Genomic DNA, 22,267 nt, shown 5'->3' on the forward strand with positions numbered 1-22,267 from the left:
GAGAAATGACGACGATGCTTGCTGAGAGTACGGGAGTAAGAACGGCCGCTGTTTCCGAGGAGACGAGGCCATCGAAAGGCCGTATTCTGGTGGTCGAGGATGAGCGGGAGCTGGCCGAAATTCTCGAATACAATCTGGACCGGCGGGGTTTTGATATTGTCACCGCCTACGACGGGCTCAGCGCCTGTAGGCTGGTGGGCAGTCACCAGCCCGACCTGGTTCTGCTCGATATCCTGTTGCCCGACCTCGACGGCTGGGAGATCTGTCGGCTCATTCGCGGCCACCAGAACGCTTTCGTCGCCCAGACCCCGATTCTGATGATGACGGCGCTCGGCACGCAAAATGACAAACTCAAGGGACTTCAGCTCGGAGCTGATGACTATGTGGCCAAACCATACAGCGTCCGAGAGATCTGCGCCAAGGCCGAAAGCATGATCGCTCGCCGCCGGCGGCATCTGCAGGTCAGTGAAGAGCTGCAGAAAGCCCGTCGTCGCGAGCTTCTCCAGGCCGACATCCAGTACCTGCTCCTGCACGAAATGCGCAATCAGTTGGTGATTATCGGTGGATTTTCCCAGATTCTGGAGCAAAGGGCGGAAGGGGAATCTCTGGGGCGTTATGCGCGTACCATCGATCGCAGTGCCCGTTATCTGCGTGACCTGTCCAACGACTTTCTGTTTATGCGCCAGGTAGAGGATCAGGGACTTCAGCTTCCCCAGGAGATCTGCCGTCTGGAAGAACTGTTTGCCGAAATGGTGATCCTCTTTGCCGAATCGGCCCAGGCCAGGGGGATCACCTTCAGCGGCAACTGGCCACAGGCCGAGGCTCTCTGCCTGGCCCATGCGCCGGCCTTGCGGGTGGTGCTGTCGAGTCTGCTGGACAACGCCATCAAGTACAGTGATCCCGATACCGTCGTGACCTTGAATTTGCGGGAGAGCGACGATGCGGTCTATATCGAAATAGACGATCAGGGACGGGGTATTGCCGACGAGGAGATGGAGCGGATCTTCGACCGGTTCTTCCGTGGAGACGGAACCGCCGATAAGGTCCCGGGCAGCGGCCTTGGCCTTTACATGGCCCGGGTGCTGGTGGAGGCCATGGGGGGATCAATCCGGGCCCGGCGAGGAAAAAGCGGCGGAACCTGCATGGAAATCCAACTGCTGGCCCCCGTTGGAGACAGGCCATGAGCCAAGCCTTGCGCCTCTCCCTCGTCACCGAGACCTACGTTCCCCAGATCAACGGGGTCTCACGTACGCTTGACCGTCTGGTGCGTTATCTCCATGAGGTCGGCGACCAGGTGCAGCTGCTGACACCCGCCTATGATGAGGCGAGCGAGGTACCGCCGGGCGTGGCGGTGGAAACCTTTGTCGGTCGGCGTTTTCCCCTGTACCCGGAGATCCTCCTGCCCTTCACCCGCACCGCCACCGTCGAGCAAAAATGGCGCGACTTCCGGCCCGATCTGGTCCATATCGCCACCGAAGGTCCCCTCGGGCTGGCGGCCCTGCGGGCGGCTCGGCGACTGGGGATTCCGGTGGTCAGTTCCTATCACACAAACTTTTCCTTCTACCTGGGCAAGTATCATCTTTCTTTGCTTGGCCCCCTGTGCTGGCGTTATCTCCGGTGGTTTCACAACGCCAGCGCCGCCACCTTCTGCCCCACCCCCTCCATCGGCCACATCCTGCAGGAACGAGGTTTTCGCTCGGTGCACATCTGGAGCCGGGGGGTCGATGCCCACCGCTTTCATCCCGGGCTGCGTGACGGCGACCTGCGCCGGCAGTTAGGCCTGGGCGAAGCCGAGAGGGTTTTGCTCTATGTTGGGCGCCTGGCGCCAGAAAAAAATCTGGAGACCCTGATGAGCGCCTGGCGCCACCTGCCGTCAGGGCATGACGCCCGCCTGGTCCTGGTGGGCGATGGCCCCTTGCGGGAGAGTCTGCAGCGGCAGAGTGATGACCGTGTCATTTTTTCCGGTTACCGGCAGGGAGAGGAGCTGGCTCGCCTGTATGCTCTGGCCGATCTGTTCGTCTTTCCCTCTCTGAGCGAGACCTTCGGTAATGTAATGCTTGAAGCCATGGCCAGCGGTGTGCCGACCCTGGGTTTTCGCGTCCCCGGCCCCCAGGATGTGGTGGAGCATGGCCGCACGGGAATTCTGGTCGATGAAGTTAGCCCGGCCGCCTTTGGTACCGCCCTGAGCGACCTGTTGCATCAGAAAGAAAATCTCCGCCGCCTCGGACGCGAGGCCAGAGACTATGCCTGCCAGCAGGACTGGCGGCAGATCAATGCCGGGGTCCGCCGGATTTACGGAGATATCCTGCAACAGGCCAGCCAGCGGCCATCCCCATGTCACCTGAACGAGGGCCGTCGGGCCCGAAAGGAGAAGTTATGGATCGACCCGTTGCTTTAAGCGGTGTCTCTGCTTTCTGTGCCACCCAGATTACCGCCAGGGAGGTGGCGCTCATGCAGCGCCTCTTCATCCTGCGCCGGCAGCCTCTGCTAACCTGGCTTTCCATTGCGGCGACCCGCTTGGGTGATGGCCCGCTGTGGGGGGTGGCAGGAGCAATATTTCTGGTCGGCGGCGATCAGCAGAGCCGTCTGGCGGTGGCTATCGCCGCCCTGGCCATCAGTCTGTCCATCCTGATTTTTACTCTGGTCAAGCACAGCCTGCAGCGTCCCCGTCCCTTCGAGAGTTGGCCGCAGCTCTCCTGTCTGTTGGCGGCGCCAGACAAGTTTTCCTTCCCTTCTGGTCACACGATGACCGCCTTTGCCGCCAGTACTGTTTTTGCCCTGCTTATCCCCGGCAGCGGGCTGTTTTTTTACCCGCTGGCGGGTCTCATCGGGTTTTCCCGGGTCTTTCTGGGGCTGCATTATCCCACGGATGTCCTGGTCGGTGCGCTGGTGGGTAGCGGAATTGCTGTCGGCCTGGTGCGGTTGGCGACTGTACTGGCGCTGCTTTAGTATTGTTTTTCAAACGAGATCCGCTTGTTGGCCCTGCCTGGAATGAGGTGGGGTATTTTTTTGTTCTTTTTTTGGCAAAAGGCGGCTGAGGGTGAAAACCTTTTAAACCTTAAACCGTCGGGTTCCGGCCCGACAGCCGGGTTCCTTTTCTTTGGGCGCAAAGAAAAGGAACCAAAAGAAACGCTTTTATTTCTTGTGCCTGGTGGCGGTGCTGCGTGGAGGCGGCGGCTCATTTGACACGTTGGGTACTCCGTGGCACCTGAAAGCGAAAGGCCCCATTGAGAAACTAGTTTCTCAAATGGGTTAACTTGGAGGCGCGGTTTGTTATAGGCAGGACATTGCGGGGATCAGGCTTTTTAAAACCGGATGTGATTGGACGCTCAGAGCCGTCATCGCAGGACCGGAACAATTTAACCCGTGTGAACGCAGTGAGCCGGGGCCTTTCGCTCTTCATCGAAACGGAGTTGAGTACGGTTTGGTTGGTAAAGCGCTTAAAAAGAGCGCCTGCCCTCGGCAAAAGCAATAAAAAAGCCGCTTTTTGCCTCCTTTTTGTCGGCAAACATAAAGGAGGTCGCCTGCCGGGGCGAGTCCCGGCGGTCTTAACCCAACAACAAAAAAAGCCGAACCCTTTACAGAGTCCGGCCCAATCCCCTCGAAAGATCGAAAGAGCAGAATGGATTAGAAAATCACCTGGGCCTGCAGACGAAACAGATTCTCATCGCTGTTCGCACTGCGGTCATCTTCGATCAGGCTGTAATCAGCCTGTACCTTGAGGTTGTGCTTGTCGAAGTAGTAGTTGACTCCCAGGGTGGTTTCGTTCTTGTCGAACGTGGTGTAAGCCGCCGAATCGGTCGACTCGATGGCCGAGTAGCGGGCGGCCACCTCAAGCTGTTTGGGCAAAATCTGGTAGCCGGCTTGAATGTAGTAGCCATCCGCATCCCAATCCGCCCCGACCTTGGGATCGGCGTTGAGGGTAAAGTACTCGCTGCCGAAGGTCAGGCCGCTGTACTTGGCGTGGAGGTTCAGGGTGTAGAGGGTCCAGTCGAGTTCCTCGCCGAAGGCGGTGGTGAAGGCGGTGTCGTCAATGCTGTCGATGTTCAGGGCCTTGTCGAGAGTGTCGTTGCTGCCGTCGATCTCGCCCATGTCGTTGCCGCTCATGGTTTCGGTGGCGAAAGAGGCGCCGAGGTTGACGAGCAGCTTCTTCTCGTTAAAGGAGGGCTCGTCCATCTTGAAGGCGCCGAAGGGGTTGATGTCGAGGCGGCCGACCAGCATATGATTGTCGTCGGGGTTGCTCTGATTGGGGCCGTTGCCGTTGAAGACGCCGAGGCGGTACTCAAGGCGTTTGTCCATGAACTGGCCGGAAGCCTGCAGCCCGAGGTCATAGCCGAGGTTGAAGGTTTCGTTGGCCAGAGAGCGGTCGACGAAGAGCTGGCTGCCGGAAGAGGTCAGCTCCTGACGGCCCTGGGCCGGCTTGAACTGGCCGACGGTGAGGCTGAAGGGATCGGCGACCTTGTAGGTGAAGTAAGCGTCTTCGAGAACGGAGTCGCCACCGCCGAAATTCTGCTGCCACTTGTAGGTGAGGTTTTTGGTAAAGACGTTGCCCTGCAGCCAGAACTTCATACGGCGGATGCGGAAGTTGCTCTCGGTGTCCTCGGCGCCGTCGTCGTCCAGGTTCTCGTAGCGGGCCTGCAGACGTCCCCCAACCTGGGCTTTGTAGCGGCCGTCCTCGGTCTGCACCGTGATACCCTTGCCGGGTTGGTAGGTGGTCAGGTCGCTGTGTTTGGTCGCCTCTTTGTAATCTTCCTCGGTGATGACACCTTTGTCCTTGAGGATCTCTTCAAGGGTTTTGGCCTGGACGTTACTGCAAAGGCCGAACATGGCCGTAGCCATAAGGGCGGTGGTCAGAAAGCGCTTCATTTTTTTCCTCCTGATGCTGTTTCATAGAGATGATGATCGTCGCCCCGGCGGGGCATGACAAATAGACATGGAAAAACGTTGAGAAGTTCCCCTCCTTTCTTCATGACAAATAGTGTGTCGAAGTTGCTTTGCCGCCAGATATCAGCGTGAACTGACGTCGACAGCAGGCGTATAGCAGAGAGCGCGGCTCTGTCGCAGCATCCGGGCCAAAAAGATGCCGCAGAGATCGTAGTCCTCGGTTTCACAGAGACGGCGGCGATCGCCATTGATGGGCAAGCCGTTAAAGGCAGCCAGGCAGCGGGCAGGTGCCGTGCCGAGGTGCGGGCAGGTGGATTCAAAAAAGGGCTGGGTTTTGTTTGGCATTGTGACAGGCTCCTGTGTCGTTGAACGATGTGAGGGAACCTTAAAGGGAGGATGTTGGCGTTTCGTTGGCAATCGATTAGAATTCTGTGAGACCGCCAGTTGTGAACGGAAGGATTGGCTCCGAGATTTTTCCTTGCCGCTCGCGGTTAAAAAGTGTACCCCTAGGGTCCTGAACGTCAACAGGAAGACCTAAACATCAAGGAGACCCCATGGGAATTTTGTCCAATACCGTCAGCGTCTGCCAATATCAGGTTCTTGGCGAGGTGCCGGCGGATAATTTTTTTGCCTGGTCCGGCGAATGTCTGGCCGCCAATGCCTTTCATCCCATCGAACAGACGAGCGAAGAGCTCTCCGTCGGCTGGGTGCATCTTGCTGACCCCAAGGAGCAGGATTTCTCCTCTGACCAGGTCTTTCGTCGCGACCATTATCTGATCTTCAGTTTGCGCCGCGATCAGCGTCGGGTGCCTGCCGCGCTCATGCGGGCTCACCTGGAGCAGGCCCAGAACGATTTTCTCGCGGCCCATCCTGGCCTGCAGCGGGTGGGCAAACAGAAGAAGGAAGAGCTGCGTGAAGCGGTGCGTGGAGCGCTCCTGGCCCGCACCCTGCCCATCCCCGCAGTCTACGATGCCGTCTGGGATACCCGCAGCAACCTGCTCACCTTCACCAGTCTCAGTCCCAAGGTGACGGAGCTTTTTGAAGGTTTGTTCAAGCAGACCTTCAAGGGTCTGCGCCTGGTTGCCCTGCATCCCATGGCGCGGGCGGCCCAGGTTATCCCCGAAGCTTTGCGGCCCGCCCTGCAGCAGGCCAATCGGGCCACCACCGAGGCCGTGCTGGAGCAGATCCAGCAGAACGCCTGGCTGGGGAGCGACTTTCTGCGCTGGCTGCTCTATCAGACCCTGGAAAGCCCTTCAACCTATCAGGTCAATCAGCCCGGGCCGGCCGCCGGGGGTGAACCCTTCGTCGCCACCCTCAACGACCGCCTGGTGCTTCTCGGCGGTGCGGAAGGCGGTCTGCAGAAGATTACCGTGGCCGGACCCCAGGATCATTTCGGCGAAGTGCGTGCCGCCCTGCAGCATGACAAGCAGATCATCGAAGCCAACCTCACCATGGAGAAACAGGAACACGCCTGGAAGATGACCTTCAAGGCTGGGCTCTTTCACTTTGCCGGTTACAAGGCGCCGGCGGTCAAGCTGGAAAAAGATGCCATTACCAATGCCGACAGCGAAAAAGAGGCGCTTTTCTATGAGCGCATGTTTGTGTTGGAAGAGGGCCTGCAACTCTTCGACAGCCTGCTGGCCACCTTTCTGGAACGGCGGCTGGGGGATTGGGCCGTAATTGAAAAAGATATCAGCGAGTGGCTGGAGCAAGCCTAGAAGGGCTGAACTGAGGTGAGTTGCTGGTCGAAGGGGGAGCTATGGGAGAGTACGAACCGGGAGGGAAGCTGGAAAGGCGCCGCAAACGAGACTTTGTCTGGCGAGCGGCCCGTTGGCTGGCCGTGGCGGGGTGGGCTGCCATGGTGGCGGCGGTGCTGTTGCTGGCGCAGGCCAAGCCGCCGACCGAGACTTTTTTCGACCGTTACTTCGGGGTTCCCCTGCGTTCCTGGTGGGATACCTCGTTGACCCCCTATATTTTGTACTTCATGATTCTTGGTCTGGCGGTCAGCCTGGCCGGACTGCTTTTCAATTTCCTGCGCAGCCGCCGTCGGGATGACGAATTCCTGGTGTCACTGGTCCTGCTGGCCGGTTTTTCGGTGCTGGGACTTATTCTCTATCTGCGTTATTTTTAAGCACTTACTGTCCGCCGAGCCCGAAGCGCTGCTGAACCTCGGGGGGGGCCTCCTCGAAGCGGGAGAACTCCATGGTGAAGGTGCCCCGGCCTTTGGTGGCGCTGCGCAGTTCCGTCATGTAGCCGAACATCTCGGCCAGGGGTACCTGGGCGTCCACCACTTCGACGTCGCCGCGGGAGCTCATGCCTTCGATGCGGCCCCGCTTCTGCTGCAGGGTACCGAAAACCTTGCCCGCATATTCGGAAGGGACGGTCAGTTCCAGGCCCATAAGGGGTTCCAGTAGCATGACGCCCGCCTCGCGACCGGCCAGCGCCAGCCCTTTCTGGGCGGCGGCCTGCAGACCCAGCGGCGTGGTCAGGTTAGGGATGTAGGGGGTTTCCACGACGACAATTTCCAGGTCGGTGAGGGGATAGCCCGTACGGAGACCGGCGGCACAGCTCTGTTTCAGGCTGTCCTGTAGCAGGTGGCGCAGTTCCCCCGGTAGAGGCCAGCTTTCCTCCGCCGGCAGCGTAAAGCGCAGCCCGGCGCCGCGTTCCAGCGGCTGTAGCCGCAGGTGAATCTCCCCCCGTTGCAGCTTGCCGTCCACTTCCCGTTCGAAGATTTCCCGCCGTTCTATGCCTTTCTTCAGCGTCTCCCGGTAGACCACCTGGGGGCGTCCGGTCTTGACCTGTACCCCGAAATCGCGCTTGAGCCGTTCCGTCAGCACCTCCAGGTGGAGTTCCCCCATGCCGGTGAGGATGGTTTGCCCGGTTTCGGCGTCCTCGCGCACACGGAAGGTGGGGTCTTCCCATTGCAGTTTGGCCAGGCTGGGGAAGAGCTTCTCCCGGTCCTCCAGCCCATGGGGTTCCACCGCCAGGGAGACGACCGGTTCGGGGATGGTCAGGCCGGCCAGCAACAGGGGATGGGCCGGGTCGCACAGGGTGTCGCCGGTGAGGGCGTCCTTCAGACCGGTGGCCGCGACGATATCTCCGGCCTGGGCGATGTCCAGGCGTTCGCGTTTGTGGGCGTGCATACGAAAGAGGCGGGCGATCTTCTCGGTGCTGTGACGACTGCTGTTGAACAGGGTGTCGCCCGGTTTCAGCGTGCCGGCGTAGAGTCGCAGATAGGTGAGTTTGCGTCCTTCATCGGCGAGAACCTTGAAAGCCAGCGCGCAGAGTGGGGCCTGGGGATCGCAGGCGACCATGCTGGAATCCTCGGGGTTTTCAGGATGATGCGCCAATGCCGGAGGGGCTTCGAGGGGGGAGGGGAGGAACTGCCCCACGGCGTCGAGCAGCGGCTGGATGCCTTTGTTGCGCAGGGCGCTGCCGAGAAAGACCGGAAAAAGGCGGCCGCTCAGGGTGCCCTGGCGCAGGGCGCTCGTGAGGCGCTCGGCCGTGATGGGCTGACCATCGAGAAAATCGGCCAGGATGGCATCGTCGAAATCGGCGGCAGCCTCGACGATCTTTTCCCGCGCCGCCGCCACCTCGGTGGTCAGCTCGGCGGGGACGGGCGCCTCCTCGACGGTGCGCCCCTGATCCTCCTCCGGGAAGGTCAAAAGCCGGTCGCTCAGAATATCGATGACCCCGTGAAATTTCGTTTCAAAACCAAGGGGGAGTTGCATCAGCACGGTCCTGGCGGCCAGCTGTTTCTCCATCTGCGCCAGCACCTGCCGGTAGTCGGCGCCGATGCGGTCCATCTTGTTGATAAGACAGATACGAGGGACGTTATAGCGGTTGGCCTGTCGCCACACCGATTCACTTTGGGGCTGCACCCCCTCGACGGCGCTGAAAATGGTCAGGGCGCCATCCAGCGCCCGCAGGGAACGCTCGACTTCGATGGTGAAGTCGATATGGCCGGGCGTGTCGATGAGGTTGATCCAGAGGTCTTTCCAGTGGCAGGTGGTGCTGGTGGCGGTGATGGTGATGCCGCGCTCCTGCTCCTGATCCATCCAGTCCATGCTGGCGGCGCCCTCATGGACTTCGCCCATCTTGTGGATTTCACCGGTGTAGAAGAGAATGCGTTCCGACACCGTGGTCTTGCCGGCGTCGATATGGGAGATGATGCCGAGGTTGCGTATTGAGGATAATTTCGGTGTGTTCATGATCCCCTCCCGTCGGCAGGCTCACCTCGATCAGCCGTTCAGGCCCTTGCGGATCTGATAGAGGTCCTCCATGTCCAGATTGTTCAGGTCGAAGTATTCCCGCTCCAATTCTTCCACATAGAAGCGGTCCAAGCCGCTGTTGTCGAGAAAATCCTCCCGCAGGGCCGCATCCCGGGTAGAGATGATGCCTGGCAGCAGGTTGTGCAGGTAGATAGCTTCTTTCTTGATGTTGACCACGACGTCCTGAAAAAGATCCCCCGGGATATCGTCCGTGATCAGTCCCTTGGCCTGCAGATCTTCGGCGATCTCGCCGCGCAGCGTTTCCTGCTCGGCCCGGGTGTTGTAGCGCGAGTAGAAGTTGCGGATGCGCTCCTTGACATGCGCCAGCAGGATGCCGTAAAGCCGCTCCTGGTCGGCGATGTCGGTCAGGCGTTGCTGCAGGGCTTTCACCGTCAGGCGCCCTTCCTCGATGGACGCCAGCCCTTCCTGCAGGCAGAGAATCTTTTTGCGCCCGAACTGCCCGAGATATTTGTTCTCCAGAATGCCCTTGAAGAAAAGCTCGGCGAACAGAGTCGAGTCCAACTCGGCGAAGGCCTTTTTGTCCCCCAGCAGGCTGCGGATGGCCGCTTCAGACAGGGTGACGTTCTCCATGAAGGAGAGTTCGTTGATGTTCGCCGAAGCGTTGTCGTAGCGGTCGAAGTAGGTGACGATATAGGAAAAGCTTTCGAGCAATGAGGTGTCCGCCCCGTCGCGGGTCTTTTCGTCGCAGGTCTTGCCCGTTTCCAGCAGAATCTGCTCGAAAGTGTGGTCGCGGTTTTCGCTGGCCTTTCTTTTGGCGTGCAGCAGGTTGATCATGTCCAGGGTGTCGATACTGGCGTCGATCTGCTGTTCCTGGAAAAAGATGCCCTCGAGAATCTGGCGGGTGGCGGAGATGTAGTCCTGTTCGTTGAGATCAACCAGCTTGTCGTGCTTGAGCATGCCGTCGAGGGTGTAGAAAAGGGCCTCGGGGATCTTGTTGCGGACCGACAGGGTTTTCAGCCGGGTCAGACGGGCATTCTCCAGGGTGCTGATGGTCCCCTTGCGATTGCAGTCGATGAGGATGTTGCGGTATTCGTCGACAATGCGCCGGTTGCCGGGGCTCTTGTACATGACGTCGATGCGGATGCGCTCCTGCTGGTAGCGGTCGATGCCCAGTTCGGCTGCCATCGCTTGCAGACGGTTGAATTCGGCATCGGGGATGGCACGATAGCGCTCATAGAGCGCCCGGAAGGCGTCATGGTAGATGCGGTGTTTCTTGTGAATCAGTTTGAGGAGGTAGAGGGTGCTGCGATGGCCGAGCAGGCCGAAAATTTCGTCGACGAGAAAGGCGTCATCCCCGGTGCCGACATGGTCGCTGCGTTTGAGCAGCTTGCCGAGCAGGCGCACGATGCCTTCCTGTTGCTCGCGCAGAGAACCGGAAACAGAGCCGCTGAGAAAAAAGAAATAATTGAGAACGGCATTGCCTTCAAAAAAGACGCGTTCGTAGCTCTGACTGCCTTCGGTGTGGCTGGTGAACTGGAGCAAACCATTCGCTTCGTTGGTGGCGCCGTAAAGGACCAGACGGTTGCGGATGTCGCCTTTGACCAGGTCGGCCATGGGCTGGTCGACGCCGAACATGTATTCGCAGAAAGAACCGCCGTTGCCCCGATGGGTGATGCGGGTGTCATCCAGTACAATCTCGTTCCCCGGCGAGAAAATGCGTAGAGCATCCGAGGTGTTCTCAAAGAAATAGGAGCGATAGGCCTGCCGGGAGGCGACCGTGGCAAAATATTCGATGCTGTCGTTGATGTGCCCGTGCAGCCGGATTTCCTGATGCATACCTGCCCCGATCCGAAAAGAATTCACATCATTAAAGCGCAATCAACGGGACGATGCAAGCCTGCTTCAGGGTAAAACGAGGTTGAGGCGCAGGCCGTCATAGGCGAATTCGGTTCCCGCCGGCAGTTGGACGCTGTCGCGGACGTGTTCGACATCGTGACTCAGGTGGGTGAGGAAGGTTCGCCTGGCGCCGAGATGTGCAGCAGCTTCAAGCGCCTGGGGAATATTGAAATGCGTGCCATGGGGACGAAAGCGAAGGGCGTCGATGACAAGGACTTCAATATCGGCCAGCAGTTCTTCCGTGGCCGCCGGTATGGCGTGGCAGTCGGTGAGGTAGGCCAGCGGGCCGAGGCGATAGCCCAGCGACTCACCTGAACCGTGGTGCAGCGGCAGTGGAGTGACGAGCTGGCCAAAGAGTTCAAAGGGGCCGTGTATTTCGCGGGGCAGCAACCGGGGCCGGTAGCCGGGCTCCGGATTGTCGTCAAAGATATAGCTGAAGGAGCGGTGCAGTCTTCCCAGGCAGGAAGGCGAACCATAGATGGGGATGGGTTCGCCGGACAGACTGTTAAAGGGACGCAGGTCGTCGATGCCGTTGACATGGTCAGCGTGCGTGTGGGTGAAGAGGACCGCATCGATCCGGCCGAGCCCTTCGCGCAGAACCTGCTGACGCAGGTCGGTGGCGGTGTCGATGAGGACATTCTTGTTGCCGTAGGAAAGCAGGGCGCTGCAGCGGGTACGCCTGTTGCGGGGGTCGTGGGACTGGCACACCTCACACCGACAGCCGGGAACGGGAACGCCGGAACTGGTTCCCGACCCGAGAATGGTGAAGGTGAGGTTGACCTGGCTCATGCCTTGAACTCACCCGTTTCGCTCTTAAGGTAGGCCATCTGCTCGGAGAGGGTTTCGACGACGGCATCCATTTCAGCCGTGCGGTCGGCGTTCTTTTCGGCAATGCGTCGGATATCGGCCACGGCTTCCACCACCTGCCGGCTGCGGCTGGTCTGCTCCCGCGTGGCCGCATCGATACGTTCGATCATGTCGCGGATGGTCTCCATGCCCGTGTTGATCTGCCGACTGCCCTTGGCCTGCTCCGAGGTGGCGTATTTGCCCTGCAGGGCGATTTCCTTCATGGCTTCGGAGGCCTTGACCAGCTGTTTGCTGCCGGTGGATTGCTGGTCGACGGCGGTGGCGATCTGGTGCAGCATGGACGAAATCTGATTGATCGAGTTGGTGATCTGATGGCTCCCTTTGGACTGCTCCTGGGTGGCCCGCACAATACCCCTGACCTGCTCCATGGCCTTGGAGGTACTGAGGCGGATTTTTTCCAGCGCTTCGCCGGTGGTACGGGAACGGCTCACTTCTTCGTGAACGCGCCGGCTGCCGGCCTGGATGGCTTGCACGGCCTCGGCTGTCCCCTGCTGCAGGCTGCTGATAATGCCGGCGATCTCCCGGGTGGAGACGGCGGTACGGTCGGCGAGTTCGCGGATCTCGTCCGCGACCACGGCAAAGCCTTTGCCATGCTCTCCAGCCTGGGCGGCGATGATGGCCGCGTTGAGGGCCAGCAGGCTGGTCTGGTCGGCAATCTCGTCGATGACCGTGAGAATGCGGCCGATAGCCTTGGACTGGCTTCCCAACTCTTCGATGGCTTCCCCGGCCCGGTCGACGGTCTGCCGTATGGCACCGATGCCATCGATGGTCGCGTCGACGGCTTCCTTGCCCCGCTGGGCGTCGAGGGTAGCCTCTTCGGCGAAGCGGCTGGTCTGCTCGGCGTTTTCGTCAATCTCCTTGATGGAGGCATCCAGCTGGGTGATGGACGATGCCGTTACTTCGGTGGAAGAAGACAGCATGTCGAGACTTTCGTTGATCTGCTGGTTGGAGACGGACATCTCATGGATGGACGAGGAGACCTCTTCCACGGTGGCAAAGAGGGTTTCCATCTGCGTGGCAATCTGCTCGATGGTCGCGCTCAGCTCCAGGGTAGCGGAAGAGCTGCCTTCGACGCCGTCCACCAGGCTGCCGGTACTTTCGGCGATGCCGGCGATGGAATCGTCGAAAGACTGGATGGCCCGGTGTGATTCGTCCAGGGCCTGTGCCTGGTTAGTGGCATCTTCGCGGACTTGCCGGCTGGACTGCTGGATCTTGAGCGTAGCGTCGGCCAGGCCGTTGGCCACCTCGCGGGTGCGGCGAACCATTTGGGCCAGCCGATCGACGAAATGGTTGAAGGATGTCGCCAGTTCGCCGACTTCGTCCTGACTGGTCACTTTCAGGTGGCGGGTGAGATCCCCTTCGCCTTCGGAAATCTCGCGCAGGCTCTTCACCAGGCGTCGCAAGGGACGGACGATATTGTTGGAAAGGCTTCTGCCGATGAGGGCGGCCAACAGGGCCGCTATGGCCAGAATGGAGAACAGAATGAAGTTGGTGCGAGACTTGGCCTCGAACATGGAAGAGCTGTCCAGCGCCATGATGACGCCCCGCTTGGCGCCGCCGAAGGTGTTGATGAAAAGGGCATGGGGGGTGCCGTCGATGGTGCGGTACCTGACCCTTTTAGGGATCACCTCCTGCTCGTCGAAGCGCTGCAGCTCCATTTCCGTCGGGGCAAAAATACGGGGATCGATCTCCTTGAGCCCGGTCAGGGTGGCGGAAAAAACGCCCCCTTCATCGAAAAAGGCCACTTCGGCGTCACTCAGGGAACTGATTTTGCGGGCGTAGTGGTCATCGAGAAAAACGACCCCGACCAGATGGCCGAGGGGCGCTCCCGCCAGCTGCACCGGGCCGGCTGCCACAATGGCCAGACGGTCGTCAAAGAGCTGAATGCCCGCCAGAGTCTCCCCTTCGAAGCTCCCCTTGATGACGGGGTGATCCTTGCGGTCGGCTGGCGCCTGGTCGACTTCGTTCCCCTGACGCAGGAGCAGCTGCCCCTCGGCGTCGAGCACTTCAACCAGGTCGAAGTCGAACCGCTCCAGGGACCCTTCCAGGGCAGTGACGAGCTGCTCCGTATTGCCGGAAAAACCGGCCGAATAGACGGCATTGACCATCAACGGGTTTTGCGCCAGCAGCCGGATGTAATTGGCTTTTTCTGCCTGGGAATAGGTCGTGCTGCGTTCCACGAAGCCAGAGACCACCTTGGCGCGGGATTGCATGTTCCTCTCAAGTTGCTGATTGTTGAGGCGGGCCGTAAAGGCCAGCGCCACCGCGACGGGAACAATGGCAAAAGCCAGCAGCGCCAGCAGAATTTTCCAGCGGAGATTCAGCGAAGAGAACATAGAGGCACCCCGGGCGAGGATTGGCAAGGCGGAAAAAACGACACCGGCAGTCGGTCAGACTGCCGGGTCATCTGAGGGTAGAAATTTAGCACTTTCGGGCTTGGCTGGCAACAATTAATCCAGCTAAGCTGTTGATTTGGCGCTGTAGTTGCGACCTGCAGGAGGTCGGGGCGACGACGGCCGAGTACCCCTTCCGATTTGTTGCATCGTTCAATTGGTGATAAGGACCTGCAGGACGACGGCATCGCCGCTGGGCAGAGCCATGGGGAAGCGCAGGCCGTAAGGTTCGGTCGGCGGCTCCTGCAGCTGACTGCCGGTCAGGATTTCGGGCGGATGGATATCCAGTGGCTGGCCCAACTGGGCCGCCTTGGCAGCGATATTGCCACAGACGATGTTGATGAATTCCATCACCGAATCGAGCAGAACCTCTGCGGGTTCGTTGTCGATCTCTTCTTCTTTGAGAATGGCCCGGGCCAGAATTTTCTGGACCTCTGTCGATACCGATAGGATATAGCGGCCGCTGGCGGCGCCGGAAAAGGCCATGGAAGCGACCACGTCGGCCTGGGGTATCTCGGTGTTTTCCAGACAGGCATCGGGACGCAGGGGGATATTGCCGACCCGCGAAAGCATCTTCAAGGAGAGGTCTGCCATGACCTCCAGCAGGGAGCGATGAGGCAGTGCGGCCGGGATGTCGACCGCATCGGCGGCGTAGGGCGCCTGATCTGCTTTGAAGGCCTCCAGATAGCCTTCCAGGTCTGTTTCTTTGAGGCCGCCGACACGGACCAGCGCCTCGCCCAGGTACAGATGGCCATTTTTCTGGCGGGTCAGGATCTGCTGCATCTGCTCGGGCGAAATCAGACCGAGTTTGAGCGCCATGTCGCCGAAACGCAGATCCTCCGCACGCTGGGCGTCATGAATCTTTTCCACCTGGGTTTCCGTGAGAAAACCCATGACCATGGCGATTTCACCGAATTTCAGATTGGTGGCTTCCTGCAGCTCGATGGCTTTAAGCAGGTTTTCGCGTGTAATGGCCCCTTTTTCCATGAGGAACTGGCCGAAAAATTTTACCGCCATTGTGAACTCCTTGGCTTGAGATGGCTATGTGGTGATGATCGACGTAGAGGATCAGAGGGCTTGCAGCACGCGCAGGACGCTCTCTTCGTCGAAAGGCTTGGATATGACCTCGCGTGCCCCCAGTTTAAGGGCCTCCTGGTATTTGTCGCCCACGCCACCCAGGGAGGTGACCATGACGACCTTATAGCCGCGGTTCATGGCCACCAGGGTTCGCAAAGCGGTGAGCCCATCCATGACGGGCATGTTCATATCCATGCAGATGATCTCGGGATTTTCGGTTTGACTCATGCGGATGGCTTCAGCACCGTTTTTGGCATGGCCGACCACCTGGAACGCACCCGAGCCGGTGATTATCTTTTCCAGCTGGCGGGCAACGGAAATGCTGTCATCCACAATCAAGACACGTTTCATTAGAAATACCTCCGTTGGCAGAGTATAGAAGAGGGATTGAAGAATAGTGGCAGAACCCTGAAAGCGCTAGATGCACAAATCGTGTAAATTTCCACCTTGAAAAACATAAAAAGAGATTAAGTAAAGAAGCAGTTGAAATCAAGCCCATTAAGCGGAAGGGCAGGTTTTCGTGTGAAAGATCGCGAAGGGAGCGTTGCCATGCGGGTGTGTCATGTTAAAAGTATAAGATACGTTCCTGTTTAATGGAGTGGCCCGCTAATGAATGAACATCTCCGTCGGGTACTTCTGGTCTACGGTCTGGCACTGCTGCTGGTACTCATTTATGTGCCCTGGTGCGGACCGTCACCTGTCGACGGTGAGGGAAAAGTCTGGCTGCAGTACCGTTTTCTGTGGGATCCTCCCCAGAGATCTGGCTGGCCGCTGAGGCTGGACGTCGGGCGAATGTTTCTGGAGTTTGTTTCCCTGACCGCCGTTATGGCCATCGGTGTGGTCTGGTTATGGGGGGATGAATAAAAAAAGGCAGGTCGATTCGACCTGCCTTTCCATATGGGCCGCGCCAAAAATCAACAGCAGCCGCTGCCGTTTTCGGGGAGTATGGTGAATCCTTCTCCCATGGCGTTTTTGACGTAGTCAACGGTGTGGCGCCGAGAAAGACTGCTGACTGATTCATCCATCAACACGTCGAGACCGTTGATCTTGCTGACTTCTTCATTGTCTTTAAGCTCATCCAGAGCCAGGCCCAGGCTGGGCCCGCCTCAGCCAAAGCCTTGAATGACGACCCGCAGCATCTTGCCGGGGTTCTCCTGGAGCACCTTCTCCAGAACTTCCTTAGCCGAATCGGTGATGTTAATCATCTCTTGCTCCTTGATGTTGGGGTTGCTACCGCCCCATGACTAATATGTCGCTCCTCTAATGTCAAATATGAATTATTTAATATTGGCCAGCTATCAGGCGCAGGGCTCTGTTCCGTAAAGTGCTCTGACCACGAAACCCTTGCCGGTGCGGTTGTTGATATAGTCGATGACCTGGGTCTCGGCAAAAGGTCTGGCCTCTTCATCCATCAACACATCCAGTCCGCCAACCTGGCTGACTTCTTCATTGTCTTTAAGCTCGTCCAGAGCCAAACCCAGGCGGGCTCCGCCTCAGCCAAAACCTTCGAAGGTCACGCGAAGATACTTGCCCGGATTGTTGTGCAGAATATCCACCAGCTGGGTTTGCGCCTTCTCGGTAATGGTCATGGATAACCTCCGCGAAGAGTTGTAAAGAAATATATATGGAAAAATATATAAAGAAAAAGGTGTTTGTCAAGAAAAAATATCGATAAAGCGGGAAGTTAGCTCGAAATATCCAGACGAATGAGCAAAGGGCTGCCGATAGAATTTCTCTGTGATTCAGCGGATGGCCGGAAGGTCAGGTCAGGAGGTCTGTTCCACTCGCAGTCCGGCTTCGATCTCCCGAGGGCCGGTGGTGTAGAGCGCATCGACGAAGGCGGTAAAGAAGCTGCCCGGTCCGCTGGTCGTGCGGGCGGCCAGGTCGCCGCAGAGACCGTAAAAAGCCGTGGCGGCGGCACTGGCCAGGAGCCGGTCGTCCTCTTCCACGGCACAGAAGGCGGCGGTGACCGCCGACAGACCACAGCCCAGGCCGGTGACCCGGGTCATGATAGGCTGGCCGTTGCTGACGCGAAAGGTGCGTTCGCCGTCGGTGATCAAATCCTTTTCGCCAGAGATGGAGAGGAGGCAGCCGGTTTGTCGGGCCAGGGTGCGGGCGGCTTCGGCCACTTCCGGTGAGAGGGCGAGGGAGGAATCGACCCCTTTGGTGCGCACCTCGGCGTCGGCGAGGGCAAAGATCTCGGAGGCGTTGCCGCGCAGGACGCTGACGGTGGCGTGATTGAGAATCCTTTTGACCGTATCGCTGCGCAGGGTGGTGGCGCCGGCGCCCACCGGGTCGAGGATGATCGGCAGGTGATGACGGTTGGCGGTTTCGGCGGCCAGCAGCATGGACTCGACCCAGGCATCATCCAGAGTGCCGATGTTGAGCACCAGGGCGCCGGCCAGGGCGGTCATCTCCTTGATCTCCTGGGGGCAATGGGCCATGACGGGCGAGGCCCCGAGAGCCAGCAGGATATTCGCCGACGAATTCATCACCACGAAGTTGGTGATGTTGTGAATAAGGGGGGCGTTTTTTTTCACCCGGTCGAGCCGGTCGATGGTGTATGCTTTCAGGTCCATGGTCTCGGGACTCCCTGCTGTTGTTCCCAATCGTAATGACGTGCCGACAGAAATTTACCATAAAACCACCGGAAAGATGAGGATGAATTGTACCCCCCTTGACACACTGCGCAACGTCTTCGGCTACAGCGCCTTTCGCCCTTACCAGCAGCCCATCATCGACGCCCTGATTGCCGGGGAGGATGCCTTCGTGCTCATGCCCACCGGCGGCGGCAAGTCCCTGTGTTATCAGATTCCAGCCCTGCATCGACCCGGCGTGGCCATCGTGGTGTCGCCACTGATTTCCCTGATGAAGGATCAGGTCGACGCCCTGCGGGCCAACGGGGTCAGGACGGCCTTCTACAACTCCTCTCTCGGCGCGCCCGAAGCCAGGCAGGTGCTGGCTCAGCTCCATGCCGGCGACCTCGATCTCCTCTATGTCGCCCCGGAACGCCTGATGAGCGATGGCTTCATCGAACGCCTGCAGGGGGTTGAACTGGCCCTCTTCGCCATCGACGAGGCCCACTGTGTGTCCCAATGGGGGCACGATTTTCGCCCTGAGTATGTGCAGCTCGGCCGTCTGCGCCAGCTTTTTCCCCAGGTCCCTCTCATTGCCCTGACCGCCACTGCCGACCCCCAGACCCGCACGGATATCCTGGCGCGCCTCGGGCTGCAGCGGGCGACCTGCTATGCCGCCGGCTTCGACCGGCCCAATATCCGCTATACCGTGGTGGAAAAATCCCGTCCCGCCCAGCAACTGCTGGCCTTCCTGCAGGGGCATGAGGGGGAATCAGGCATCGTCTACGCCCTCTCCCGCAAGCGGGTGGAAGAGGTGGCGGCCCGCCTGTGCGAAGCCGGCTTTCGGGCCGGGGCCTACCACGCCGGTCTGCCCGACGGCGAACGCCAGCGGGTGCAGGAGGCTTTTTTGCGCGATGACCTGCAGATTGTGGTCGCTACCGTCGCTTTCGGTATGGGCATCGACAAACCGAACGTGCGCTTCGTCGTCCACTACGACCTGCCCAAAAATATCGAGAGTTACTACCAGGAGACCGGCCGCGCCGGTCGCGATGGCCTGCCGGCCGAAGCCCTGCTGCTGTTCGGCTACGGCGATATCGCCATTTCCCGCGGTCTTATTGAAAAGGGCGGCAACGAGGAGCAGAACCGCATCGAGTTGCACAAGCTTAACGCCATGGTCGGTTTCGCCGAACCCCTGACCTGCCGACGGCGGGTGCTGCTCGGCTACTTTGGCGAAAAGCTGGAAGAGGATTGCGGCAACTGCGACATCTGCCTCAATCCCCCCCAGCGTTACGACGCTACCGTCGACGCCCAGAAAGTCCTCTCCTGCGTCTACCGGGTGGGGCAGCGCTTCGGCATGGGTCATGTGGTCGACGTGCTGCGCGGCTCCGGCAACCAGCGCATCCAGACCCTCGGCCATGACCGCCTTTCCACTTACGGTATCGGCAGCGACAAAAGCCAGGAGTCCTGGGGGAGTCTCATCCGCCAGCTCGTTCACCTGGGCTATCTGAAGCAGGACGTGGGCAACTATTCGGTACTCAAGCTGACCGAAGCCGCCCGCCCCCTGCTGCGTGGGGACGAGACGCTGATTCTGCCGCTGCCCCGCGTGAAGGCCAAGGCGGCGAAGAAGCGCCTCTCCCGCCAGGTGACGGACCTCGATTACGATGAGGGGCTGTTCGAAGCTCTGCGGGCGCTGCGCAAACGCCTGGCCGATGAGGAGGGGGTGCCGCCCTTCGTGGTCTTCGGTGACCAGAGTCTGGCCGAGATGGCGGCCTTCCGGCCAAAGGACGAGGAGGCGCTGCTGGCCATCAACGGGGTCGGCCGTCACAAGCTGCAGCGCTACGGCGGTGCTTTTCTGGCCGTTATCGCCGGGGAAGCGGTTGAGGATGCCGTCCCAAGACTGCGTTAGTCCTCCCGGATGAAATCGTAGGGACCGATTCCCTGCACGAGCAGATATTCGGCCTCGCCGTCGCCGCTGTTGCAGACGCGGTGGACCAGGCCGACCGGGGTCCGGGTCGTTTCACCGGGCCCCAGAGTCACCGCCGTTTTACCGCGCATCTCCACGCGGATCTTGCCCTTGAGTCCCACGAAGAAGTCGTCGACCACGCTGTGGTGGTGCCAATCCGTCGCGCTCCCCGGTTCCAGTCGCATGACCCGCACCGAAACATCGGCTGTTTTGACGATGATGTTTGTGTCCACATGTCCTCCCGGTATCGATTTCCGCCGATCGATTCAGTTTAATGGTCTTGCCGGGCCCTTTCAAGGCCCGGCTGAAAACTCCGCCGGCGCCCTGGCGAAGATCGTACAGGACCGCTGAATTTGTCTTGCCAAAGACGCCGACCGGTTCTACATTGCTGACCGCCTTCGCCGTCTGTGGGGGCGCCATGAATGATTTCTTCGCGCCGGCGGCCGCCGGCTGGGATAGCCTCCTTGAAAAAGTTTAAAAAGATCTACATCGAGATCACCAACCACTGCAATCTCGCCTGCAGTTTCTGCCATCGCAGCCAGCGTCCCCAGGCCTTCATGTCGCCATCGACCTTCGCAGCGGTCATCCGGCAGCTGGAGGGGTTCACCGAGCATCTCTATCTGCATGTGCTGGGCGAACCCCTGCTCCATCCCGACCTCGCAGCTCTTCTGGACCTCTGCCACCATCAGGGGCTGCGGGTCAATCTGACCACCAACGGCACCCTGCTGGAGCGCTGCCAAGCAGTACTTCTGGGCAGCGCCGCCTTGCGGCAGGTCAATATCTCCCTGCATAGTTTCGAAGAGATGGCCGGGGAGGGGCTGAATTCCTACCTGGATGAGATTCTGAATTTTGTCCATCTGGCTCGGGCTTCTACACCCCTGCTCATCAACCTGCGCCTCTGGAAGCTGCCGCCGCACCCAGGCAGCGCAGAGGTGGAGGCGCATTATCGCATCATCCTCCGCCTGGAGACGTGCTTCCCTCAGGCGGCCCCGATTCGGGTCGAACGCGCGGCAGGGCAGGGGATTACCCTGGCGCCCGGCGTCTTTCTCAGCCAGGCCCCGCAATTTACCTGGCCGCATGCCTCACGGCAGGATTTCGGCGAGCGCGGCGCCTGCCGTGGTCTCAAGGATCATCTCGCCATTCTCGTGGACGGCACCGTGGTCCCCTGCTGCCTCGATGCCGAGGCCGATATCCCGCTGGGAAATATCCTGCAGACGCCTTTGGCTCACATCCTCTCCTCGCCCCGCGCCACGGCCTTGTCTCAAGGGTTTTCCCAGCGTCGGCTGGTTGAGTCCCTCTGCCGCCGCTGTTCTTTTCGGCAGCGATTCTGAGCGCAAAACCGTCGCTGCCTTTTGTCCGGGCAAAGTGATGCTAGAATGAATCGGTAGATTCTTTATCAGCATGAAAGCGAGAAAGGACACCCCATGACAGAAGATAAAATCCGGCTGGGCATCAGTTCCTGTCTGCTCGGCGAGAAGGTGCGTTTTGACGGGGGGCACAAGCGGGACCCCTTTCTGACCGATTCTCTCGGTGCCTATGTCGAGTATGTGCCGGTCTGTCCCGAGGTTGAGGTGGGATTGCCGATCCCGCGGGAGACCCTGCGCCTGGTGGGGGAGGTCGACGCGCCGCGGCTGGTCTTTTCGAAAAGCGGCGAGGATATTACCGAGCGCATGCAGACCTGGGCGGCCAAAAAAGTGCGGGCGCTGGAGGCGGAGGGGCTGTGCGGTTTTATCTTCAAATCCAAGTCGCCGAGCAGCGGCATGGAGCGGGTCAAGGTCTATGATGGCAACGGCGTGCCCAGCTTGAAAGGGGTGGGGATTTTCGCCCGCGCCTTCATGGATCATTTTCCGCTGCTGCCGGTGGAAGAGGAAGGTCGGCTGCACGATCCGGTGCTGAGGGAGAATTTTATCGAGGCGATCTTTACGTTCAAACGCTGGCGGCAGCTGCTCGCCGCCGGTGGCAGCGCCGGGCGGCTGGTGGCTTTCCACACCGCCCACAAGCTGCAGATCATGAGCCACAGCGTTGAAATCTATCGGGAGATCGGCAAGCTGGTGGCGACGGCAGGCCGCCTGAGTGAGCAGGAGCTTTTCGATGGCTATCTGCTGCTGCTGGCCAAGGCCATGCGCCAGAAGCCGACGCTGGCCAAGCATACCAACGTGCTGCAGCACATCCTCGGCTATTTCAAGAAGCAGCTCAGTGCCGACGAGAAGCAGGAGGTGCTGGAGATCATCAATCGCTACCGGCGGGGAGAAATCCCCCTGATCGTACCTGTCACCCTGCTCAACCATTTCGTGCGCAAATACGATCAGCCCTACCTGCGGGACCAGGTCTATCTCAACCCCCACCCGCTGGAGCTGCGGCTGCGCAACCACGCCTGAA

General features: G+C 59.7%; 21 protein-coding genes. 9 read left to right on the plus strand and 12 right to left on the minus strand.

Annotated elements, in window-relative coordinates:
- Positions 1-5 precede the first annotated feature (5 nt).
- From MJO47_RS05055 to MJO47_RS05065, 3 genes are read left to right on the plus strand one after another with little or no spacing between them, the layout of a single operon-like run.
- On the plus strand, positions 6-1,184 hold the full coding sequence (locus MJO47_RS05055; protein WP_253960026.1) for a hybrid sensor histidine kinase/response regulator: 1,179 nt from the start codon (positions 6-8) through the stop codon (positions 1,182-1,184).
- Positions 1,181-2,398, plus strand: a complete 1,218-nt coding sequence (locus MJO47_RS05060) for a glycosyltransferase family 1 protein (protein WP_253960027.1) — start codon at positions 1,181-1,183, stop codon at positions 2,396-2,398. The genes MJO47_RS05055 and MJO47_RS05060 overlap by 4 nt, the downstream gene beginning before the upstream one ends.
- Entirely contained in the window at positions 2,377-2,949 is a 573-nt protein-coding gene (locus tag MJO47_RS05065; protein ID WP_253960028.1) for a phosphatase PAP2 family protein, read from the plus strand. Before MJO47_RS05060 ends, MJO47_RS05065 begins: the two co-directional genes overlap by 22 nt.
- Positions 2,950-3,627: 678 nt before the next feature.
- Here MJO47_RS05065 and MJO47_RS05070 read toward each other — a convergent pair.
- Both MJO47_RS05070 and MJO47_RS05075 read right to left on the minus strand, forming a co-directional pair.
- Complete coding sequence (locus MJO47_RS05070; RefSeq protein WP_253960029.1) at positions 3,628-4,866, minus strand: OprO/OprP family phosphate-selective porin; 1,239 nt, start codon at positions 4,864-4,866, stop codon at positions 3,628-3,630.
- Between the two features lie 141 nt (positions 4,867-5,007).
- Positions 5,008-5,229, minus strand: coding sequence for a hypothetical protein (locus MJO47_RS05075; protein WP_253960030.1), 222 nt, complete (start codon positions 5,227-5,229; stop codon positions 5,008-5,010).
- Positions 5,230-5,438: 209 nt separating this feature from the next.
- Between MJO47_RS05075 and rdgC the strand changes: the two genes are divergently transcribed.
- Positions 5,439-6,602, plus strand: a complete 1,164-nt coding sequence (gene rdgC / locus MJO47_RS05080) for a recombination-associated protein RdgC (protein WP_253960031.1) — start codon at positions 5,439-5,441, stop codon at positions 6,600-6,602.
- A 41-nt stretch (positions 6,603-6,643) separates the two neighbouring features.
- Positions 6,644-7,015 (plus strand): hypothetical protein, encoded by a 372-nt coding sequence (locus MJO47_RS05085; RefSeq protein WP_253960032.1) that lies wholly within the window; start codon positions 6,644-6,646, stop codon positions 7,013-7,015.
- Between the two features lie 4 nt (positions 7,016-7,019).
- Here the strand turns inward: MJO47_RS05085 and fusA are convergent, their stop codons facing one another.
- The 6 genes from fusA to MJO47_RS05115 all read right to left on the minus strand — a co-directional run bounded on the left by fusA (position 7,020) and on the right by MJO47_RS05115 (position 15,700).
- Positions 7,020-9,095, minus strand: coding sequence for an elongation factor G (fusA, locus tag MJO47_RS05090; RefSeq protein ID WP_253960033.1), 2,076 nt, complete (start codon positions 9,093-9,095; stop codon positions 7,020-7,022).
- A gap of 30 nt (positions 9,096-9,125) precedes the next feature.
- A complete protein-coding gene (locus tag MJO47_RS05095; RefSeq protein WP_253960034.1) occupies positions 9,126-10,952 on the minus strand; it encodes a TIGR04442 family protein in 1,827 nt (608 codons plus the stop codon).
- 66 nt (positions 10,953-11,018) lie between these two features.
- Complete coding sequence (locus MJO47_RS05100; protein WP_253960035.1) at positions 11,019-11,801, minus strand: GPMC system MBL fold metallohydrolase; 783 nt, start codon at positions 11,799-11,801, stop codon at positions 11,019-11,021.
- On the minus strand, positions 11,798-14,215 hold the full coding sequence (locus tag MJO47_RS05105; protein ID WP_253960036.1) for a methyl-accepting chemotaxis protein: 2,418 nt from the start codon (positions 14,213-14,215) through the stop codon (positions 11,798-11,800). The genes MJO47_RS05100 and MJO47_RS05105 overlap by 4 nt, the downstream gene beginning before the upstream one ends.
- Positions 14,216-14,425: 210 nt before the next feature.
- Positions 14,426-15,289, minus strand: coding sequence for a chemotaxis protein CheX (locus MJO47_RS05110; RefSeq protein ID WP_253960037.1), 864 nt, complete (start codon positions 15,287-15,289; stop codon positions 14,426-14,428).
- 51 nt (positions 15,290-15,340) lie between these two features.
- Entirely contained in the window at positions 15,341-15,700 is a 360-nt protein-coding gene (locus tag MJO47_RS05115) for a response regulator (protein ID WP_253960038.1), read from the minus strand.
- 258 nt (positions 15,701-15,958) lie between these two features.
- Between MJO47_RS05115 and MJO47_RS05120 the strand changes: the two genes are divergently transcribed.
- A complete protein-coding gene (locus MJO47_RS05120) occupies positions 15,959-16,213 on the plus strand; it encodes a hypothetical protein (RefSeq protein ID WP_253960039.1) in 255 nt (84 codons plus the stop codon).
- Positions 16,214-16,263: 50 nt separating this feature from the next.
- Here MJO47_RS05120 and MJO47_RS15595 read toward each other — a convergent pair whose 3' ends face one another.
- From MJO47_RS15595 to thiM, 3 genes are all read right to left on the minus strand, one after another.
- The gene (locus MJO47_RS15595) at positions 16,264-16,554 is read right to left on the minus strand and encodes an iron-sulfur cluster biosynthesis family protein (RefSeq protein ID WP_371926627.1); all 291 of its coding nucleotides are present in this window, start codon (positions 16,552-16,554) and stop codon (positions 16,264-16,266) included.
- Between the two features lie 93 nt (positions 16,555-16,647).
- Positions 16,648-16,938 carry an iron-sulfur cluster biosynthesis family protein gene (locus tag MJO47_RS15600; RefSeq protein ID WP_332925400.1) on the minus strand — a complete coding sequence of 97 codons (291 nt, stop codon included), beginning with the start codon at positions 16,936-16,938 and terminating at the stop codon, positions 16,648-16,650.
- A gap of 177 nt (positions 16,939-17,115) precedes the next feature.
- Positions 17,116-17,928, minus strand: a complete 813-nt coding sequence (gene thiM / locus MJO47_RS05130) for a hydroxyethylthiazole kinase (protein ID WP_253960041.1) — start codon at positions 17,926-17,928, stop codon at positions 17,116-17,118.
- 82 nt (positions 17,929-18,010) lie between these two features.
- On the opposite strand from thiM, the gene recQ reads away from it, so the two are divergent.
- Entirely contained in the window at positions 18,011-19,831 is a 1,821-nt protein-coding gene (gene recQ, locus MJO47_RS05135; RefSeq protein WP_253960042.1) for a DNA helicase RecQ, read from the plus strand.
- Here recQ and MJO47_RS05140 read toward each other — a convergent pair.
- Positions 19,828-20,121 (minus strand): cupin domain-containing protein, encoded by a 294-nt coding sequence (locus MJO47_RS05140; RefSeq protein ID WP_253960043.1) that lies wholly within the window; start codon positions 20,119-20,121, stop codon positions 19,828-19,830. The genes recQ and MJO47_RS05140 overlap by 4 nt on opposite strands.
- 231 nt (positions 20,122-20,352) lie before the next feature.
- On the opposite strand from MJO47_RS05140, the gene MJO47_RS05145 reads away from it, so the two are divergent.
- Positions 20,353-21,219, plus strand: a complete 867-nt coding sequence (locus MJO47_RS05145) for a radical SAM/SPASM domain-containing protein (protein WP_253960044.1) — start codon at positions 20,353-20,355, stop codon at positions 21,217-21,219.
- Positions 21,220-21,312: 93 nt separating this feature from the next.
- Entirely contained in the window at positions 21,313-22,266 is a 954-nt protein-coding gene (locus tag MJO47_RS05150) for a DUF523 and DUF1722 domain-containing protein (RefSeq protein WP_253960045.1), read from the plus strand.
- The last annotated feature ends 1 nt before the right edge of the window (position 22,267 follow it).

Origin of the sequence: Desulfuromonas sp. KJ2020, assembly GCF_024197615.1 — a bacterium.
Classification (GTDB): Bacteria; Desulfobacterota; Desulfuromonadia; order Desulfuromonadales; family SZUA-540; genus SZUA-540.

Coding starts and splice junctions, on each gene's coding strand:
- thiM (WP_253960041.1), bottom strand. CDS start 17,928: ATGGACCTGAAAGCATACACCATCGACCGGCTCGACCGGGTGAAAAAA.
- MJO47_RS05110 (WP_253960037.1), bottom strand. CDS start 15,289: ATGGCGGTAAAATTTTTCGGCCAGTTCCTCATGGAAAAAGGGGCCATT.
- MJO47_RS05105 (WP_253960036.1), bottom strand. CDS start 14,215: ATGTTCTCTTCGCTGAATCTCCGCTGGAAAATTCTGCTGGCGCTGCTG.
- recQ (WP_253960042.1), top strand. CDS start 18,011: ATGAATTGTACCCCCCTTGACACACTGCGCAACGTCTTCGGCTACAGC.
- MJO47_RS05100 (WP_253960035.1), bottom strand. CDS start 11,801: ATGAGCCAGGTCAACCTCACCTTCACCATTCTCGGGTCGGGAACCAGT.
- MJO47_RS05115 (WP_253960038.1), bottom strand. CDS start 15,700: ATGAAACGTGTCTTGATTGTGGATGACAGCATTTCCGTTGCCCGCCAG.
- MJO47_RS05150 (WP_253960045.1), top strand. CDS start 21,313: ATGACAGAAGATAAAATCCGGCTGGGCATCAGTTCCTGTCTGCTCGGC.
- MJO47_RS05095 (WP_253960034.1), bottom strand. CDS start 10,952: ATGCATCAGGAAATCCGGCTGCACGGGCACATCAACGACAGCATCGAA.
- MJO47_RS05070 (WP_253960029.1), bottom strand. CDS start 4,866: ATGAAGCGCTTTCTGACCACCGCCCTTATGGCTACGGCCATGTTCGGC.
- rdgC (WP_253960031.1), top strand. CDS start 5,439: ATGGGAATTTTGTCCAATACCGTCAGCGTCTGCCAATATCAGGTTCTT.
- MJO47_RS05060 (WP_253960027.1), top strand. CDS start 1,181: ATGAGCCAAGCCTTGCGCCTCTCCCTCGTCACCGAGACCTACGTTCCC.
- MJO47_RS05120 (WP_253960039.1), top strand. CDS start 15,959: ATGAATGAACATCTCCGTCGGGTACTTCTGGTCTACGGTCTGGCACTG.
- MJO47_RS05085 (WP_253960032.1), top strand. CDS start 6,644: ATGGGAGAGTACGAACCGGGAGGGAAGCTGGAAAGGCGCCGCAAACGA.
- fusA (WP_253960033.1), bottom strand. CDS start 9,095: ATGAACACACCGAAATTATCCTCAATACGCAACCTCGGCATCATCTCC.
- MJO47_RS05075 (WP_253960030.1), bottom strand. CDS start 5,229: ATGCCAAACAAAACCCAGCCCTTTTTTGAATCCACCTGCCCGCACCTC.
- MJO47_RS05065 (WP_253960028.1), top strand. CDS start 2,377: ATGGATCGACCCGTTGCTTTAAGCGGTGTCTCTGCTTTCTGTGCCACC.
- MJO47_RS05055 (WP_253960026.1), top strand. CDS start 6: ATGACGACGATGCTTGCTGAGAGTACGGGAGTAAGAACGGCCGCTGTT.